At 40.7% G+C, this 15,602-nt stretch carries 12 protein-coding genes; 5 read left to right on the top strand and 7 right to left on the bottom strand.

Translation table 11 applies throughout. The features are described from left to right. The first annotated feature begins 17 nt into the window (after positions 1 to 17). Both IV514_RS15725 and pckA read left to right on the top strand, forming a co-directional pair. On the top strand, positions 18 to 2,495 hold the full coding sequence (locus IV514_RS15725) for a penicillin-binding protein 1A (protein WP_206486256.1): 2,478 nt from the start codon (positions 18 to 20) through the stop codon (positions 2,493 to 2,495). A 315-nt stretch (positions 2,496 to 2,810) separates the two neighbouring features. After that, a complete protein-coding gene (gene pckA, locus IV514_RS15720) occupies positions 2,811 to 4,421 on the top strand; it encodes a phosphoenolpyruvate carboxykinase (ATP) (RefSeq protein WP_206486255.1) in 1,611 nt (536 codons plus the stop codon). Positions 4,422 to 4,511: 90 nt separating this feature from the next. On the opposite strand, the gene envZ is transcribed toward pckA, so the two are convergent. Next, positions 4,512 to 5,810, bottom strand: coding sequence for a two-component system sensor histidine kinase EnvZ (gene envZ / locus IV514_RS15715; protein ID WP_206486254.1), 1,299 nt, complete (start codon positions 5,808 to 5,810; stop codon positions 4,512 to 4,514). Positions 5,811 to 5,824: 14 nt separating this feature from the next. Beyond that, positions 5,825 to 6,550 carry a two-component system response regulator OmpR gene (ompR, locus tag IV514_RS15710; protein ID WP_206486253.1) on the bottom strand — a complete coding sequence of 242 codons (726 nt, stop codon included), beginning with the start codon at positions 6,548 to 6,550 and terminating at the stop codon, positions 5,825 to 5,827. Positions 6,551 to 6,791: 241 nt separating this feature from the next. Here ompR and IV514_RS15705 point away from each other — a divergent pair, with 241 nt between their 5' ends. Further along, positions 6,792 to 7,196 carry a hypothetical protein gene (locus IV514_RS15705; protein ID WP_206486252.1) on the top strand — a complete coding sequence of 135 codons (405 nt, stop codon included), beginning with the start codon at positions 6,792 to 6,794 and terminating at the stop codon, positions 7,194 to 7,196. On the opposite strand, the gene IV514_RS15700 is transcribed toward IV514_RS15705, so the two are convergent. The 3 genes from IV514_RS15700 to IV514_RS15690 all read right to left on the bottom strand — a co-directional run bounded on the left by IV514_RS15700 (position 7,153) and on the right by IV514_RS15690 (position 10,385). Continuing rightward, positions 7,153 to 7,617, bottom strand: a complete 465-nt coding sequence (locus tag IV514_RS15700) for a hypothetical protein (RefSeq protein WP_241242411.1) — start codon at positions 7,615 to 7,617, stop codon at positions 7,153 to 7,155. The two genes, IV514_RS15705 and IV514_RS15700, sit on opposite strands and share 44 nt — an antisense overlap. A 123-nt stretch (positions 7,618 to 7,740) precedes the next feature. Then, on the bottom strand, positions 7,741 to 9,915 hold the full coding sequence (locus IV514_RS15695) for a molybdopterin cofactor-binding domain-containing protein (RefSeq protein WP_206486251.1): 2,175 nt from the start codon (positions 9,913 to 9,915) through the stop codon (positions 7,741 to 7,743). Then, complete coding sequence (locus IV514_RS15690) at positions 9,915 to 10,385, bottom strand: (2Fe-2S)-binding protein (RefSeq protein WP_206486250.1); 471 nt, start codon at positions 10,383 to 10,385, stop codon at positions 9,915 to 9,917. Before IV514_RS15690 ends, IV514_RS15695 begins: the two co-directional genes overlap by 1 nt. A gap of 284 nt (positions 10,386 to 10,669) precedes the next feature. Here IV514_RS15690 and IV514_RS15685 point away from each other — a divergent pair, with 284 nt between their 5' ends. Beyond that, entirely contained in the window at positions 10,670 to 11,134 is a 465-nt protein-coding gene (locus IV514_RS15685) for a TlpA disulfide reductase family protein (RefSeq protein WP_346776937.1), read from the top strand. Positions 11,135 to 11,239: 105 nt separating this feature from the next. On the opposite strand, the gene IV514_RS15680 is transcribed toward IV514_RS15685, so the two are convergent. After that, entirely contained in the window at positions 11,240 to 11,587 is a 348-nt protein-coding gene (locus tag IV514_RS15680) for a VOC family protein (protein ID WP_206486248.1), read from the bottom strand. A 171-nt stretch (positions 11,588 to 11,758) separates the two neighbouring features. Then, complete coding sequence (gene pepN, locus IV514_RS15675; protein ID WP_206486247.1) at positions 11,759 to 14,446, bottom strand: aminopeptidase N; 2,688 nt, start codon at positions 14,444 to 14,446, stop codon at positions 11,759 to 11,761. 149 nt (positions 14,447 to 14,595) lie between these two features. Here pepN and IV514_RS15670 point away from each other — a divergent pair, with 149 nt between their 5' ends. Beyond that, a complete protein-coding gene (locus IV514_RS15670) occupies positions 14,596 to 15,564 on the top strand; it encodes an alpha/beta hydrolase (RefSeq protein ID WP_206486246.1) in 969 nt (322 codons plus the stop codon). Positions 15,565 to 15,602: the final 38 nt, after the last annotated feature.

The raw sequence follows: 15,602 nt of genomic DNA, 5'->3' as shown, positions 1-15,602 counted from the left end.
TTGGTCTATACATCTCCATGCGCAGTGACTTGCCCAGTGTTGAATCGTTAAAAAACGTAAAATGGCAAACACCCATGCAAATTTACAGCGCTGATGGCCACTTAATGAATCAATTTGGTGAGAAAAAACGCATCCCGCTCACCTTAGATGAAATGCCTCAACAGCTCATTGATGCCATTCTTGCCACCGAAGATGATCGTTTTTATCTCCATTTTGGTGTTGACCCTATCGGCATGTTACGCGCCATTATGGGGCAAATAATGGGACAAAACAAAGGGGGGGCGAGTACCATTACCATGCAAGTCGCCCGAAATTTCTTTTTAACTCGCGAACAAACTTATATCCGTAAATTACGCGAAATTTTTACCGCCTTTCATATTGAGCAATTATTAACCAAAGATGAAATTCTTGCGTTATACATGAATAAAATTCCCTTAGGTCACCGCGCTTTCGGTTTTGGTGCTGCCGCCCAAGTGTATTACAACAAAGACGTTAAAGAATTGAACCTAGCACAAATTGCAGTATTAGCAGGTTTGCCAAAAGCACCTTCTACCATGAACCCCATTAGCAGACCTGAACGTGCCATTGCGCGTAGAGCCGTTGTACTCCATCGAATGTTAGTGACAGGTTATATTACTCCACAGCAATATAACCAAGCGGTCAATGCACCGATCACCGCACAAAAGCATGGCTCTGAAATTGAATTAGATGCCCCCTATGCCGCGGAAATGGCGCATCAAGAAATGATAGAACGCTATGGTAAAGAGCAAGCGTATACTGGAGGTTACAAGGTATACACTACCGTCACCGCAAAGCTACAAAATGCCGCTCAACATGCACTGATTCAAAATTTACTCAATTACAGTGAACGTCACGGTTATCGTGGGGTAGTTAGTTCTTTACGCCCACAAGCACCAAGCAATGATGAATCTAGCAGCGATCAAATAGCACCGTTAACCACAGAAGAGATCAGCCAAGCACTGAACAACACGGTTGAGTACAAACCATTGCTTGCCGCCATTGTAACAAATGTGCATGAAAAGAGTGTCGAGATCACACTCAGAGATAATCAAGTAGCCACTATACCTTGGCTAAACCTAGCATGGGCGCGTGAGTTTATTAACGATGATAAACAAGGACCTCCCCCACAGTTTGCCAGTGAAATTCTTAATTACGGTGATGTTATTTACGTTACCTATCAAAATGGGCTTTATAAACTCAGTCAGTTACCTTCAGCAAGTTCGGCACTAGTTGCATTATCTCCAGACAACGGTGCCATACAAGCGGTAGTTGGCGGCTTTAGCTTTGCCCAGTCACAGTTTAACCGTGTTACTCAGGCTAAACGACAAGTGGGTTCTAATATCAAACCTTTTGTTTATTCTGCTGCACTTGATAATGGCTTTACTTTAGCCTCACTCGTCAATGATGTACCAATCAACCAATGGGATAAAAAGTCCGGCTTTGTTTGGCGTCCGAAAAACTCGCCAGAAGTATATAATGGTGAGATTCGCGTCAAACGCGCATTGGCGCAATCTAAAAACGTTGTCGCCGTGCGATTATTAAGAGAAGTAGGGCTATCAAGGCTGATACCGCACCTTGCCGCCTTCGGTTTCAATCCAAATGAGTTACCCAATAATGAATCGCTTGCCCTCGGTTCTGCGTCATTAACCCCATTAGAAATTGCTACTGGGTTTGCTACTTTCGCTAATGGCGGCTTCTTAATTAAACCTTATATAATCGAACGTATTGAAGATTCATTTGGAAATGTGGTCTATCAAGCAGATCCTGCCATTGCCTGTGACGCTTGTTTACAAACTGAATCACAAGATGAAAGTTCATCACTTTTTTCGGAAGAATTAAACACAACAAAGAGTGATGACTCGAATAGCGCACAAGCATTGCAAGAAAAAACCTCTAACAACTACGCTCCAAGGGTTATTAGTGCGCAAAATGCCTTTTTGATCACACAGGCACTTAATGAAGCCATCTGGGGCGCAGATTGGTCAGCAAAACCTGGTTGGCAAGGTACAGGCTTTAGGGCTCGAAAACTTAACAGGCGAGATATAGCAGGTAAAACAGGAACCACCAATGAAGCCAAAGATGCTTGGTTTTCTGGCTTTAGCCGCCGGCTTGTTACTACCGCATGGATCGGTTTTGACGATCCATCACGTAATTTGGGTAAAACACTTTACAACAGTAACTTAACGAGTAATCAAATTACCGGAAAAGAATTTGGCGCAAAGTCTGCGCAGCCGGCTTGGATTTCATTTATGAAAGTTGCTTTAGAAGATCTGCCAGTTGAGCCATTTGTACAACCAAATGACATTGTTTCCGTCAGAATTGATAAAAAAACAGGCAAGTTAACCAAACGAACTGACAAAAGCAGTATCTTTGAGTATTTCAGACTTGGCACAGCGCCAACAGAATATGTTAGCCAAGATAATAGCTTAGAAATATTTGATAATAACAACAGTACTGAGGAAGAAATTTTCTAATATCGACAATGTAGAAAGTTTCTTTCGTTTCGAATCTAATATTACAAATAAACCATAAATCACAGCAAAAAAACGGCTAAATGTTGTTTTATTTCCTCAATTAGCCGCTATTCCAGTTACCAAAGCAAGTCAGATAAAATCTGGCTTGCCGTAAATCCGATGATTTTATCACCACTATAAATGTAACTTATAATGAAAACTTTCAGAACGAAACAATTTTTTCTTTCGTTTTGTTCCAAGATCACCTAGAATTGCGCCCTAATTTACACCGAATACCTTTTTATACTAACGTCATATATTAGGAGCTTACCCGCTATGACAGTTTTGCAACAAAACATCGACTTATCTCAATACGGCATCAATAACACTACAGAAGTAGTTTACAACCCTTCTTATGATGTGTTGTTTGCAGAGGAAACTAAGTCTGAGCTCACAGGTTTTGACAAAGGTATAGAAACAGAACTCGGTGCAGTATCGGTTGATACTGGCATATTTACGGGCCGTTCACCAAAAGATAAATACATTGTACGTGACGATGTCACTCGCGATACCGTATGGTGGTCAGATCAAGGTAAAAATGATAACAAGCCCATGACACCAGAGACGTGGGATCACTTAAAAGGTTTGGTCACCGAGCAATTATCTGGTCAACGTTTATTTGTTGTTGACACTTTTTGTGGTGCGAATGAAGACACTCGCCTAAAAGTACGCTTTATTACTGAAGTTGCATGGCAAGCACATTTTGTGAAGAACATGTTTATCCGCCCAACAGAAGCTGAATTAGCCGATTATGAGCCTGATTTTGTAGTAATGAACGGTGCAAAAACGACCAACCCTAACTGGCAAGAACAAGGGTTAAACTCTGAAAATTTTGTTGCCTTTAACTTAACTGAAAGAATGCAATTAATCGGTGGTACTTGGTACGGCGGTGAAATGAAAAAAGGTATGTTCTCAATGATGAACTACCTATTACCATTAAAAGGCATTGCTTCAATGCACTGTAGTGCAAATGTCGGAAAAGACGGCGATGTGGCTATTTTCTTCGGTCTATCTGGTACAGGTAAAACAACCCTGTCAACGGATCCAAAACGTGAATTGATTGGTGACGATGAACATGGCTGGGACGATAACGGTGTGTTCAATTTTGAAGGTGGTTGTTATGCCAAAACTATTAACTTAAGCAAAGAGAATGAACCAGATATCTATAATGCTATCCGTCGCGATGCCTTACTTGAAAATGTTACGGTAGCAGCAGATGGTACCATTGATTTTGATGATAATTCAAAAACAGAAAACACCCGTGTTTCTTATCCAATTCACCATATAGATAACATTGTCAAACCAGTGTCTCGCGCGGGTCACGCCAAAAAAGTGATTTTCTTAACCGCAGATGCTTTTGGTGTTTTACCACCTGTGGCTAAGTTAACGCCTGAGCAAACAGAATATTACTTCTTATCAGGTTTTACCGCTAAATTGGCTGGTACAGAGCGCGGTATCACCGAGCCTACACCGACTTTCTCTAGCTGTTTTGGTGCGGCATTCTTGAGCTTACACCCAACACAATATGCCGAAGTTTTACGCAATCGCATGCAAGCCGTTGGTGCTGAAGCATATCTTGTTAATACAGGTTGGAATGGTACAGGCAAGCGTATTTCTATTAAAGCCACACGCGCCATTATCGATGCGATCCTTGATGGCTCTATCGATTCTGCCGACACAGAAGTGTTACCGCTATTTAATTTAACGGTTCCTACACACATTGACGGGGTTGAAGAGGGTATTTTAGATCCACGTGATACCTATGCTGATGCAAGTGACTGGCAGGCAAAAGCGAAAGACTTAGCCAATAAATTTATCACTAACTTTGATAAGTTTACCGATACTGACAACGGTAAAGCATTAGTCAAAGCAGGACCATTACTTTAATAGTAACGCCTGTAATTTAGATTAAAAAAGCCGAACATTTTTAATGTTCGGCTTTTTATTATCCTTTATATTGTCGTATGACTTAGCAAGTTATTTTAAACTGACAGGTAATATCACTTTGGCTGACAAGCCGCCAACATCACGGTTGCTAAGGAGAATACGGCCACCATGGGTATCAACAATACGCTTAATTATTGCTAATCCTAAGCCACTACCTTCAGTGCCTCTCGCTTTATCACCTTGAGTAAAGGGCTGAAATAATCGTTCAATATCGGCATCAGGAATACCTGGGCCTGAATCACAAACCGTAAAATAAACAAAACGTCCTGATTTTTCTTTACCTGAAGCCACTAAAATATCAGCATCACTATAGCGAATCGCATTTTGGATCAAGTTGGCAACCACCCGCTTTATCGCCACATAACGTAATGGAATTTTAGGGATGTCTCCCGCCTCAAAGGTAATATTACGCCCCGTCACCTGCTCTGCTTGCACAGCTTCTTGTAATAAAATATTTAAATCATCTATTTCAGCAATATCTTTTGCATCATAGCGAATGTAATCGATAAATTGATCAATGATGGTATTCATATCATCGATATCAGCCTCGATCCCTTCTTTTAAAAACTCGTCTTCCTTCGACATCATTTCAGTCGCTAAACGAATACGCGTCAATGGTGTTCTTAAATCATGAGAGATACCCGCCATTAACAGGTTGCGATCATCTTCTAACTGTTTAATGCCCTTAGACATATGATTAAAAGCCTGAGTCACCGATACAACTTCTGTGGTGCCTCGCTCAATCAAAGGTGGAGGAAAATCTCCGCGACCAACATCATGAGCTGCAGACTGTAACGCTCTTAATGGGCGGTTTAACTGACGAACAAATAGCCATCCGCCAATCACACTAAGTGCGCCAAGAATAAATAACACAATAATTAATGGCGTATAATTGGCTTCTTCTAGACCACTTAACGGAATTTTCACCCAATAATTAGGCGCTTGAGGAGGGCGGATCCAAAAAAGATATTCATCCCCTTGAGAAATTCGCACTTCGGCTGGACCACCGAGTAGCTCAGACATTTCCTGAGAACGAAACTCATAATACAAGGCATTTTGCAAACCAAGCGTTAACGCATCTTCCTCGGTATATACACCGATCCCCGTTTCACGCTGAAATGCAACCGCCATGGCAGGGCTTAATACAGGCTCTTTAACATCAATAAATACCACCCGCACTTGTTTAGCCAACAATTGATCAACCTGATGCGAATTCGGTTGCACAATATAAATCATGATAGAAACCAAAGACACCGCTTGGTTAATGAGTAACAATACACCTATCAGTAATATTGTTTGGCCAAAAGCACTACGTGGCAATATTTTCATTTAAACTCTATAGTCTATGCGACAGCTTTACCTTCTGGCACAAATACGTAACCTAAACCCCATACCGTTTGTATATAACGTGGTTTTGCCGGATCTTCTTCCAACATGCGACGTAAGCGAGACACCTGAACATCAATACTACGCTCTAATGCAGAATAATCACGGCCTCGTGCTAAATTCATTAATTTGTCTCTCGATAACGGCTCTCTTGGGTGAGTGATCAACGCCTTTAACACCGCAAATTCGCCACTGGTTAGCGGCATATTAACATCACCTTTTGACATTTCCCGCGTTGCAAGGTTAAGCGTATAATCACCGAATTCGATAATATTTTCTTCTTGCGATGGTGCACCCGGCGCTTCCTGCACTTTACGTCTCAACACTGCTTTAATACGCGCAAGTAATTCACGTGGATTAAAAGGTTTTGGCATATAATCATCGGCACCTAGTTCTAAGCCAATTATACGATCAACTTCATCACCTTTTGCCGTTAACATCACAATAGGAATGTCATTCGATGCTTGGCGCAATCGGCGACAAATGGATAAACCATCTTCTCCAGGCAACATTAAATCAAGCACTAATAAATGAAAGTTTTCCCGCTCAAGTAAGCGATCCATTTGCTCGGCATTCGATGCACTACGTACAACAAAACTCTGTTCTACTAAATAGCGTTCAAGCAAGGCTCGAAGACGCATATCATCATCAACCACTAAGATCTTAGGTGTTTCGTGTCCCATATATCACCTTTATTAATATTGTTGTTGTCGCTACTATAAAGCATTCATAGCTGCTTTAACAAAATTAGTCTGTGTCATTTGTTCGTCTTTTGTTACAAGATATTAACTATTTACCCATATAACTTCTAGAATTATAAATAATCCTTACGGATCCTGCCCATAATATTTATGAAACGTTACATTTTGTGCCTAAGAGCAAATTCCCATGAAAAAAATACGAAATATAAGGTAGAATAAATACATGAAGATTTGGATCTATGTATTTAAAGCCCCCAGACGCGTGCTTTCAATTAGTCGCCGGCGACGTACGATCAAGGTTAAGCGTCAATTAATACGGGTAAAAATTGCTCTGAGCCAAGAAAAAGCTGAAACCAAAGAGATGTTAAGCATCTACCGGCGTTATACCATCCGACAAGCAACACCGGAAGAAATGAAACTCGCCAATCAGCAATTTTTTGATGTGCTTAAAGGGTTAGGTATTGGCGTCTTTGCGGTGTTACCTTTTGCCCCGCTCACCATTCCTTTGGCGATCAAATTAGGCAAATGGGTCGGTGTTGATATTCTCCCCAGTTCGTTTAACGAAGCGGGACGTCATACTCAGCTTACTTCAAATAAGCAATCGCCTGATCGGTCACACACTGAGTAAAACTTTTTTGTCGTTCCACTTTTGATAATTTTGCGATGGCTTGACGCACCAACTTTTGTTTCAGCTCGAATTCTTCTTGAGGTAATCCCTGCAGTTGTTCATGAAAACAACCGATTAAACCAAAATTTAGTGCCGTGTCTGACTTAGGCGATTCACCTTTTAAACAATCACTCAACTTTAATGCTAACTCATTTCGATCCATTTCTGTCACTAAAGCCCTAACGGTGTAGTTTTCTTTATCAAATTTACGTGCTTGATTACAGGCAAAAAACATGTCAGCAACCGCCACCACTGGGATCAATTTTTCATGTTGTTGACTGAATTTATCTTTTAACCATTGCTGATGTTCGGGCGCAATTTCTTCTGCCTTTAGTGGCATGCCAACACATAACAAACAGCAAACAATCAACTTGCCCCACATAAAAATTCCCTTGGCTGACATCTATTTAACTACGAAAACTATAATAGATGAATTTAATCAGAATATGAACCATAAAAAAAAGCAACTTGCTATGAAGTTGCTTTGTTACGCAAAGGCGAGTGATTAAACTGACATAGGTTTAAAAGGCAAGTCTCGATAGCGCTTGCCCGATGCCGCAAATACCGCGTTACTTAATGCAGGAGCAAATGGCGCAACGCCTGGTTCCCCTAAGCCAGTTGGACTATGTTCAGATTCAATAATATGCACATTCACCTGTGGCATATCACTAATGCGCATCACAGGGTAATTATGAAAGTTGCCATTAACTACCGCACCATCTCTAAAGGTAATTTCGGTGCTAAGTGCTAACGACATCCCCATAACAACCGCACCTTCCATTTGTGCTGTTGCGCCATCACGATTTAATACCTGACCACAATCTATAACAGCATCCACTTGCAACACTTTAATGTTGTCACCATCACTTTCAACTCTCACCGCCATAGCAACATAACTTCTAAAGCTATAATGGACTGCTAAGCCAATGCCTTGCCCTTTGGGTAAGTTATCACGCTCAAACCAACCAGACTGCTCGGCTGCAACTTTCAACGCATGTTTTGAGCGAGCAGCTTGCTCCTGTTGCTCTTTAATAGTATTCGCATCGTACAACTGAGTTAAAAACGTGAAAGGATCTTTGCCTGCTTGATGCGCCAGCTCGTCAGCAAAGGTACTGAATGAAAAGCCATAAAAAATTGCATAAACCGCACGATACCAACCAATACGTGTATGCGCTTTTGCATCACCTATCTCACTGCGAAAATTAGGTAAACCAAAAGGATAATCATCAACCGCCTGTAAATCTCCTTTTCTGGGTTTAACTACCGATGGATCAAACAATGAAGCAATCGGTGGAAATGCCACACGATGCAACCAACCTGTCACATTACCCTCGGCATCTAATGAAGCTTCGATATGTTGTGCATTAATCGAATGATAAAAACCAGTGCGCATATCCTCTTCACGTGACCAGGTTAATTGGATCGGCACACCTAATTTTTGTGAAATTGCCGCGGCTTCTTGCACATAATCACATTTGAATTTACGACCAAATGCTCCGCCTGCCATAGTCACGTGAACAATAATATCTTTAGGGTCTCGTGATAAATATTGCCCTAAGACTTCCTGAATCGCCACTGGCGCTTGGGTAGCAGCCCACACTTCGCATTTGTCTTTTTCAACAAAAACCACACTGGCATTGGGCTCCATCGGCGAGTGAGATAAATGCCCGCCAGTGTAAGTTGCTTTAAACACTTTTTCAGCATTAGCAAACGCCTTGGCTAAATCTCCACGCTCGGTTGCCAGTTGAGCAGGATTTTCAACATTTTTCACTAATTGCTGTTTATATTTAACCGTATCGTAATTAGCATTTTCACCAAGGTCCCATTCGATGTTAAGTTTTTTCAAGGCTTGTTGCGCGGTCCAGTTATTATCAGCGACCACTGCCACACCACCAATTGAACCATAGGGCACTTCGAAACGTGGAATTTCGACCACATCAAGCACACCTTTCACCGCTAAAGCACCTGTTTTATCAACCGACTTTAACTTGCCCCCCAATACCGGACAGTGGGTGATAGCAGCATATTTTAGCCCTGGCAGTTTAGTATCCACGCCATAAATACGCTCACCAACCACCACTTGCCCTTGATCATGGCGAGGTAGCGCCTTACCAATATAGTTATACTCAGATTTTTCTTTGAGTGGTGGCTTTTCAGGCACTGCTTGCAGCGCCGCTAAACTGGCTAACTGCCCATAAGACAGCTTTTTACCTGAATCGTTATGATAAACAAAATGTTTTTTAGCAACACATTGTTCGGCAGGCACTTTCCAAGCTTTCGCCGCGGCGGCAACCAGCATTATTTTTGCAGCAGCTCCGGCTTCTCGCATCGGTTGAAACATTCGAACAATACTGGCTGAACCTCCCGTTGCCTGAGGGCCATACTTGGCGTCCGCATCCCCTTGCTTAACTGTCACCCGAGACCAATCGGCTTCCATCTCATCGGCGACTGCCGAAGGTAATGCGGTACTGATCCCTTGCCCCATTTCACAGCGACCGCAATAAAGAATTAAATCACCATTGTCTTGCAAATGAATAAAAGCATTAGGATTAAATTCGGCATCATTTTCACGTTCAAATGCCATTGCCCCCATAGGAGTTGAGACACCAATCACTAAACCGCCAGCAGCAAGCCCTGAGGTTTTAATAAAATCTCTACGACTAATGTTTTCAACTAACATTATGACACCTCCCTTGCTAATTCATCGGCAGCTTGCGCGATTGCTTTTTTAATGCGTTGATAGGTGCCACATCGGCAAATATTGCCCTGCATAGCATTATCTATTTCATCAGCACTCGGTGTTGGGTTTTGAGCTAAAAAGCCAGCCGCATTCATAATTTGTCCTGCCTGACAATAACCGCATTGAGGGACATTATTCTCAAGCCAGGCTTTTTGTAATGGATGACTACCATCTTCAGAGAGTCCTTCAATGGTTGTTATTGACTTACCCGCTAACACACCAACAGGGGTAACACATGAACGCGTAGCAACCCCGTCAACATGAACCGTACAAGCACCGCATAATCCAGCGCCACAGCCAAACTTGGTACCCGTTTTTTCTAACCTATCACGCAAGAACCACAATAACGGCATATCCTTGTCGACATCGATCGCATATTTTTTACCATTTATTGTTATTGATTTATCCATAGTACCTACTCGTTATCATCATAATTAACTCTTCGAAGCATAGATTAAATTTCATCCAACGTCCTCTTACATTCGATTTAAACGTAATTTTTTGCGATTAACAACAAACCATTCATAACTTGTTACATAGAAATAAAAGCATGTCATCAATCTAGTAAAAATGATTCGAAAATTAGCTTAACAATCCCTTTGTTAAGGTTGTTTTAATATTTCTACATTATGCTATCGTGAACAAACAAAGTGATTAATACGCCATTACTTTAATTAAAATGCAAGGAAATTACGTGAAACGATTACCACTCATAGCCAGCATAGTGATGTTACTTTCTGCCTCCTTCGGTAGTTTATCCAACGATAAACTGACTGAGTTTGAACAATTAGTTGCCGATCATAAAGGCAAAGTTATCTATGTTGATTTTTGGGCATCGTGGTGTGTGCCATGTAGAAAATCCTTCCCTTGGATGAATAAAATGCAAACCGAGCATAGTAATAATAACTTCACCGTGTTAAGTGTGAATTTAGATGCTCAACCAGACTTAGCCGAAAAGTTCTTAAAGGAAGTCCCTGCGCAATTTCCTATTTTTTATGATCCTAAAGGTCAGGTTGCCAAAGCATTTAAATTAAAAGGCATGCCGAGTAGTTTTATCATCAATAAACGAGGGGAGATTGTCAGTAGTCACGTTGGTTTTACTGAAAAGAAAAAGCAAAAATATCAAGCTGAAATTCTCGCGCTAATTAACAAAGACTAGGGCGTGCTGATCGTTCAAAGACAAAATAATTCCAGCCTTTTTGACTCCGCTAGCGGTGTGACATCCGCTAGCAATGAATGACAAAATAAGCCAAACACTTTTCGGTTATTTATCGGTCCAGACCGCAAACTCATTGCCACTAGGTTCGATAAAATGAAAACGGCGCCCACCAGGAAAAGAAAAAATGTCTTTCGATATTTGCCCACCTGCCTGAACCACTTTGGCTTGCAAATCTTCTAAATCGGCATAATAAAACACTAACAAAGCTGAGCCTGTCGCAGTAGTGCCCGTAAGATCTGACTGGAAAAACCCACCGTTTAGCCCTTGGTTAGTAAAGGAGGAATATTCGGGGCCAAAATCCTGAAAATCCCAGCCAAACACTGAGCTAAAAAATTGCTTCGTTGCATCTAAATCAATTGCTGGAAACTCAACATAATCAAGTTTAATACTCACAACGTCTCCTTAACCTACTCTATCAAACTGCTCTATCAAACTGCTCTATCAAACTGATAGTAAAACAAAACATTAAGATTTAGCCAATAAAAATATGGCAAAAACAAAAAGGGCTTCAAATGAAGCCCTTTACGCCATGCTATTTGCAACCAGTTAATGGTGCTAACACGTTTACTTCAACAAAGCTAACGCCTTAACACAACGGCCAACATTTTGATGACGTGCTTTCACTGTTTTAACTACTTGAGGTTTCATTGAGCTATAAGACTCAACTAACTTAGCTAATTCAGCTTCACTTTCAGCAGTACATTGACTTGGGATCATGCTGCCAGCAAATGCACCTAACAACCCTAAGTCGCTACCTTCATTCAGTTTAGGAATTTGCGCTAAAATTTTCTCTTTATAAGGTGCTTCTAGTTGCTGCTGCTCAGCTGGAAATAATCCCCACATGATGTAGCGAAGCGTTGATAATTTAAGCTCATCAGGATTATTGACAAGAATATCAAACCATTTTGCCTTCACTTTTTCATCTGGGCGAACAACTTCTGCATAAATGGCATTTTTAACACCGGTATCTGAGTTATCTTTCGCTTTTTCCGCAGCTAACATCGCAGCATAATCACCAAATTGATAGCGATTTAATTGGCCTACAATGCCCCAACGCTTATCTTGGTCAATGGTTAAGCCATCGAATGATTGCTCGCCATGTAAAATATTTTGTAAGTTTTGCAAATGCTTTTCAGACTTAGCTAATGAAACATAACTTCCATACCAAAGCTTTTGGAAATCTGAACCCGCTTCAGATTGCGCTAACAAGTTCAAATATAAATCTTCAACTTCACGGTATAGCTCAGAATAATCTTTCTGCTCCAAACGTGTTGCCGTTGCTAAATAGCGTAACGCCGTAGACAGGCTGCTGGCAATTTTACGAACCACGTTATAGTCTTTCTCTGCGGCAATGTTATCGATAGCAAAATGAACAAATTTATCTGCCGCTAAGTTGGCATCGCGTACGCTATCAGCCAAGCTTTGCCATAACATCAAGCGAGTTGTCGTGTTATCAATCGCATTAATATGTTTTTGCAGTGAATCAAGCGACTTGTCATCTAAATCCACTTTAACAAAACCCCAATCCGCTTCATTAGGATAAACAAGATCAGGACACGTTTGACCAACCGCTTCAACAACTTGTGTTTTTTCACCTTTATATGTCACAGGGATCGCTGTGCTTAATGACATCACATCATCAGCATAGTTGTATAAGCCCACCTGTACACGTTGTTCACGTAGCGTTGGATAATCAGCTGGCGCTGATTGATTAATGGCTAGCTCAGTAATTTTTCCGTCATCACATTGATAGTTCACTTTAATGGTATTTAAGCCAGCATTGTACAGCCAATCTTGTGTCCATTGGCTCATGTCTTTGCCTGCCGCTTTACCTAATTCACCAATAAAATCATCTAGTTCTGTGTTTTTATAAGAGAATTTTTTCAGGTAATTACTGACACCAATACGGAAGTTTTCTTCACCTAAATAATACGGTAACTGTTTCAATACTGATGCACCTTTACCATAGGTAATGCCATCAAAGTTTGTTAATGCGGTACCTGTTGATTCCACGGGTAATTCAATGGCATGTGTATTAACAGAATCATCACTGCGATACGCCCATTGTTTGGTGCCAGAATAAAATACATCCCAGGTGTTTTCAAAATCACTGGCTTTATTCACTTCTAGGTTTGCCATATAAGTGGCAAAACTTTCATTTAACCACAAGCCATTCCACCAGCGCATCGTTACTAAGTTACCAAACCACATATGCGCCATTTCATGAGCAATTACATTGGCTAACTGCATTTTTGCTGGTGTTGATTTTTCACCACGGGCAATATAGTTTTCATTGAACGTCACCGCGGCGACATTTTCCATCGCACCGGCATTAAAGTCTGGCGCAACTACCTGATCATATTTAACAAACGGATAACGAACCCCAAAGTATTCATTGAAAAATTTGAAACTCTGCTTGGTTGGTGTAAACCATTCCTCGGTTTTCACGTATTTCGCTAAACTTTGACGAGCAAATAATCGTAATGGAATGTCTTCAAATTTATCTTCCCAAACTGCGTAGTTCCCCGCGTGTAACGAGAATATATACGACGAAAACTTCGCTGATTCAGGGAAATGCCAAACTTTAGTCTCACCTTTTTCATCTATGCTGGTTTCTCGTACCGAAGTGATCACTTGCCAATGAGCAGGTGCCGTTACTTGCATGGTGTAAGTTGCTTTTAAGTCAGGCTGATCAAAATGTGGGAACAAACGGTTTGCATCATAAGGTTCAAAATCTGTGTATAGATATACTTCACCATTTTCTGGATCAACAAAACGATGTAAACCTGAACCATCGGTTGAATATGGGCGTTGATAATCTACCGTTACTTGTGTTTTACCCGCAGATAATTCACTGGCAGGAATGGTAATAAACCACTTTTCATAGTCAAACTTAACTGGCTTACCATTAACACTAACACTGTTCACTGTGCCTTCATCGAAATCTATGGTTAAGTCGTTTTGATTATTTTCTGCAAGATCAAAATTAAGCTCAGTAACCCCAGAGAAAGTTTCACCTTTATTATCAATGGTTACTTGCAAATTATAACTTACATTGCTGACTTGCTGAGCACGCATTTTTGCATAATCTTCAAACAAAGACTCACTTGCTTGGCGTGTAACACTTGCAGCTTGTGATTGTTCAACTGGCGCTGCTGATTCTGGTTGTTTCTCACAAGCAGTTAAGGCAATAGCGGAACTCGCTAAAGCAATCGTTAATGCTTGATTCAGTGCGGACTTCATAAACTTCATTGCAGTAATAACCCTTTATTCTATTCGACATGTAAACTTGTAACAAAATTGTTAACTGAACTATATATCATATATTTAATATATCGTCTTAAAAATCACAGCAATTAACAATGGAATACGACAGACGGTAGAAAATATCAGATATATGAATGGTTAAACGGCAAAAAATGGACTTACTTTCTCGCGCATGGTTTCTTATAGTGATATTTAAAGCATATAAAAATAATCTACGCATCATGTACCGAGACTTTGATTTAGAAAATTTAGAGCGCGAATATTCTCCCAGTAGCTGTGTTGAAGACATTGAGGTATTTATTCAGGCTTATTGCCAGATGAGCCAGCAAACACTCAAGCATGCCAAGCAAAACGAAAAGGTGCTGACTGACTTAGCTTACGGTCACTCTGCAAGTCATGTACTAGATCTATTTTTACCTGACGACAACACAAAACCACAGAAAAAACTTCATGTATATATTCATGGCGGTTATTGGCAAGAACTCAGTAAGAATGAATCATGTTTTGCCGCAAACAACTTTCAACGTCATGGTTATCACTTTGCCGTTTTAGATTACACTTTAGCACCACACGCATCATTAAGTGAGATAGTAAAAGAGTGTCAACAAGCCTTAGCTTGGCTTTTTCAACATGCCGATAAATATGGTTATGACCAAGATGAAATCTATCTTTCGGGCAGCTCTGCTGGCGGTCATTTAGCCATGATGATGGCATTAACAGATTGGTCAAAGCTATTTGATTGCCCGAGCCAAATCATTAACGGTATTTGCGCAGTTAGTGGTATCTATGATCTGACACCAATTCAGCAAACCTACATCAATAAGCCTTTGCAACTAACTCAATCAGACATTGACAATAATAGCCCCCTGTTAATGGAGATAAACACTGCGCATGTTAAACAATGCCAGATAACCTTAGCCTATGGTGAAAATGAAACCAGTGAATTCAAGCGTCAAACACAAGCAATGCAACAGTTATTGCAATCACACGCGATCAGCACTTCATGTCAAGAGATAGCTAAACGCAACCATTTTGATGTAATACTCGATTTAGCCAATAGCCAATCATGGCTTTTTCAGCAAGTGCAACAGCAAATGACATAATAGATTTTATACTGTTGATATTTGACCATATGACAATA

Origin of the sequence: Thalassotalea sp. G2M2-11 (assembly GCF_017168195.1) — a bacterium.
Classification (GTDB): Bacteria; Pseudomonadota; Gammaproteobacteria; order Enterobacterales; family Alteromonadaceae; genus Thalassotalea_E.
Note: the sequence above shows the minus strand (reverse complement) of the source record. Positions and strands in the feature narration are given on the sequence as shown.

Excerpts from the sequence above, each read along its gene's own strand:
- IV514_RS15725 (WP_206486256.1), top strand. The coding sequence starts at position 18 with ATGCGCAGTGACTTGCCCAGTGTTGAATCGTTAAAAAACGTAAAATGG.
- pckA (WP_206486255.1), top strand. The coding sequence starts at position 2,811 with ATGACAGTTTTGCAACAAAACATCGACTTATCTCAATACGGCATCAAT.
- envZ (WP_206486254.1), bottom strand. The coding sequence starts at position 5,810 with ATGAAAATATTGCCACGTAGTGCTTTTGGCCAAACAATATTACTGATA.
- ompR (WP_206486253.1), bottom strand. The coding sequence starts at position 6,550 with ATGGGACACGAAACACCTAAGATCTTAGTGGTTGATGATGATATGCGT.
- IV514_RS15705 (WP_206486252.1), top strand. The coding sequence starts at position 6,792 with ATGAAGATTTGGATCTATGTATTTAAAGCCCCCAGACGCGTGCTTTCA.
- IV514_RS15700 (WP_241242411.1), bottom strand. The coding sequence starts at position 7,617 with ATGTGGGGCAAGTTGATTGTTTGCTGTTTGTTATGTGTTGGCATGCCA.
- IV514_RS15695 (WP_206486251.1), bottom strand. The coding sequence starts at position 9,915 with ATGTTAGTTGAAAACATTAGTCGTAGAGATTTTATTAAAACCTCAGGG.
- IV514_RS15690 (WP_206486250.1), bottom strand. The coding sequence starts at position 10,385 with ATGGATAAATCAATAACAATAAATGGTAAAAAATATGCGATCGATGTC.
- pepN (WP_206486247.1), bottom strand. The coding sequence starts at position 14,446 with ATGAAGTTTATGAAGTCCGCACTGAATCAAGCATTAACGATTGCTTTA.
- IV514_RS15670 (WP_206486246.1), top strand. The coding sequence starts at position 14,596 with ATGGTTAAACGGCAAAAAATGGACTTACTTTCTCGCGCATGGTTTCTT.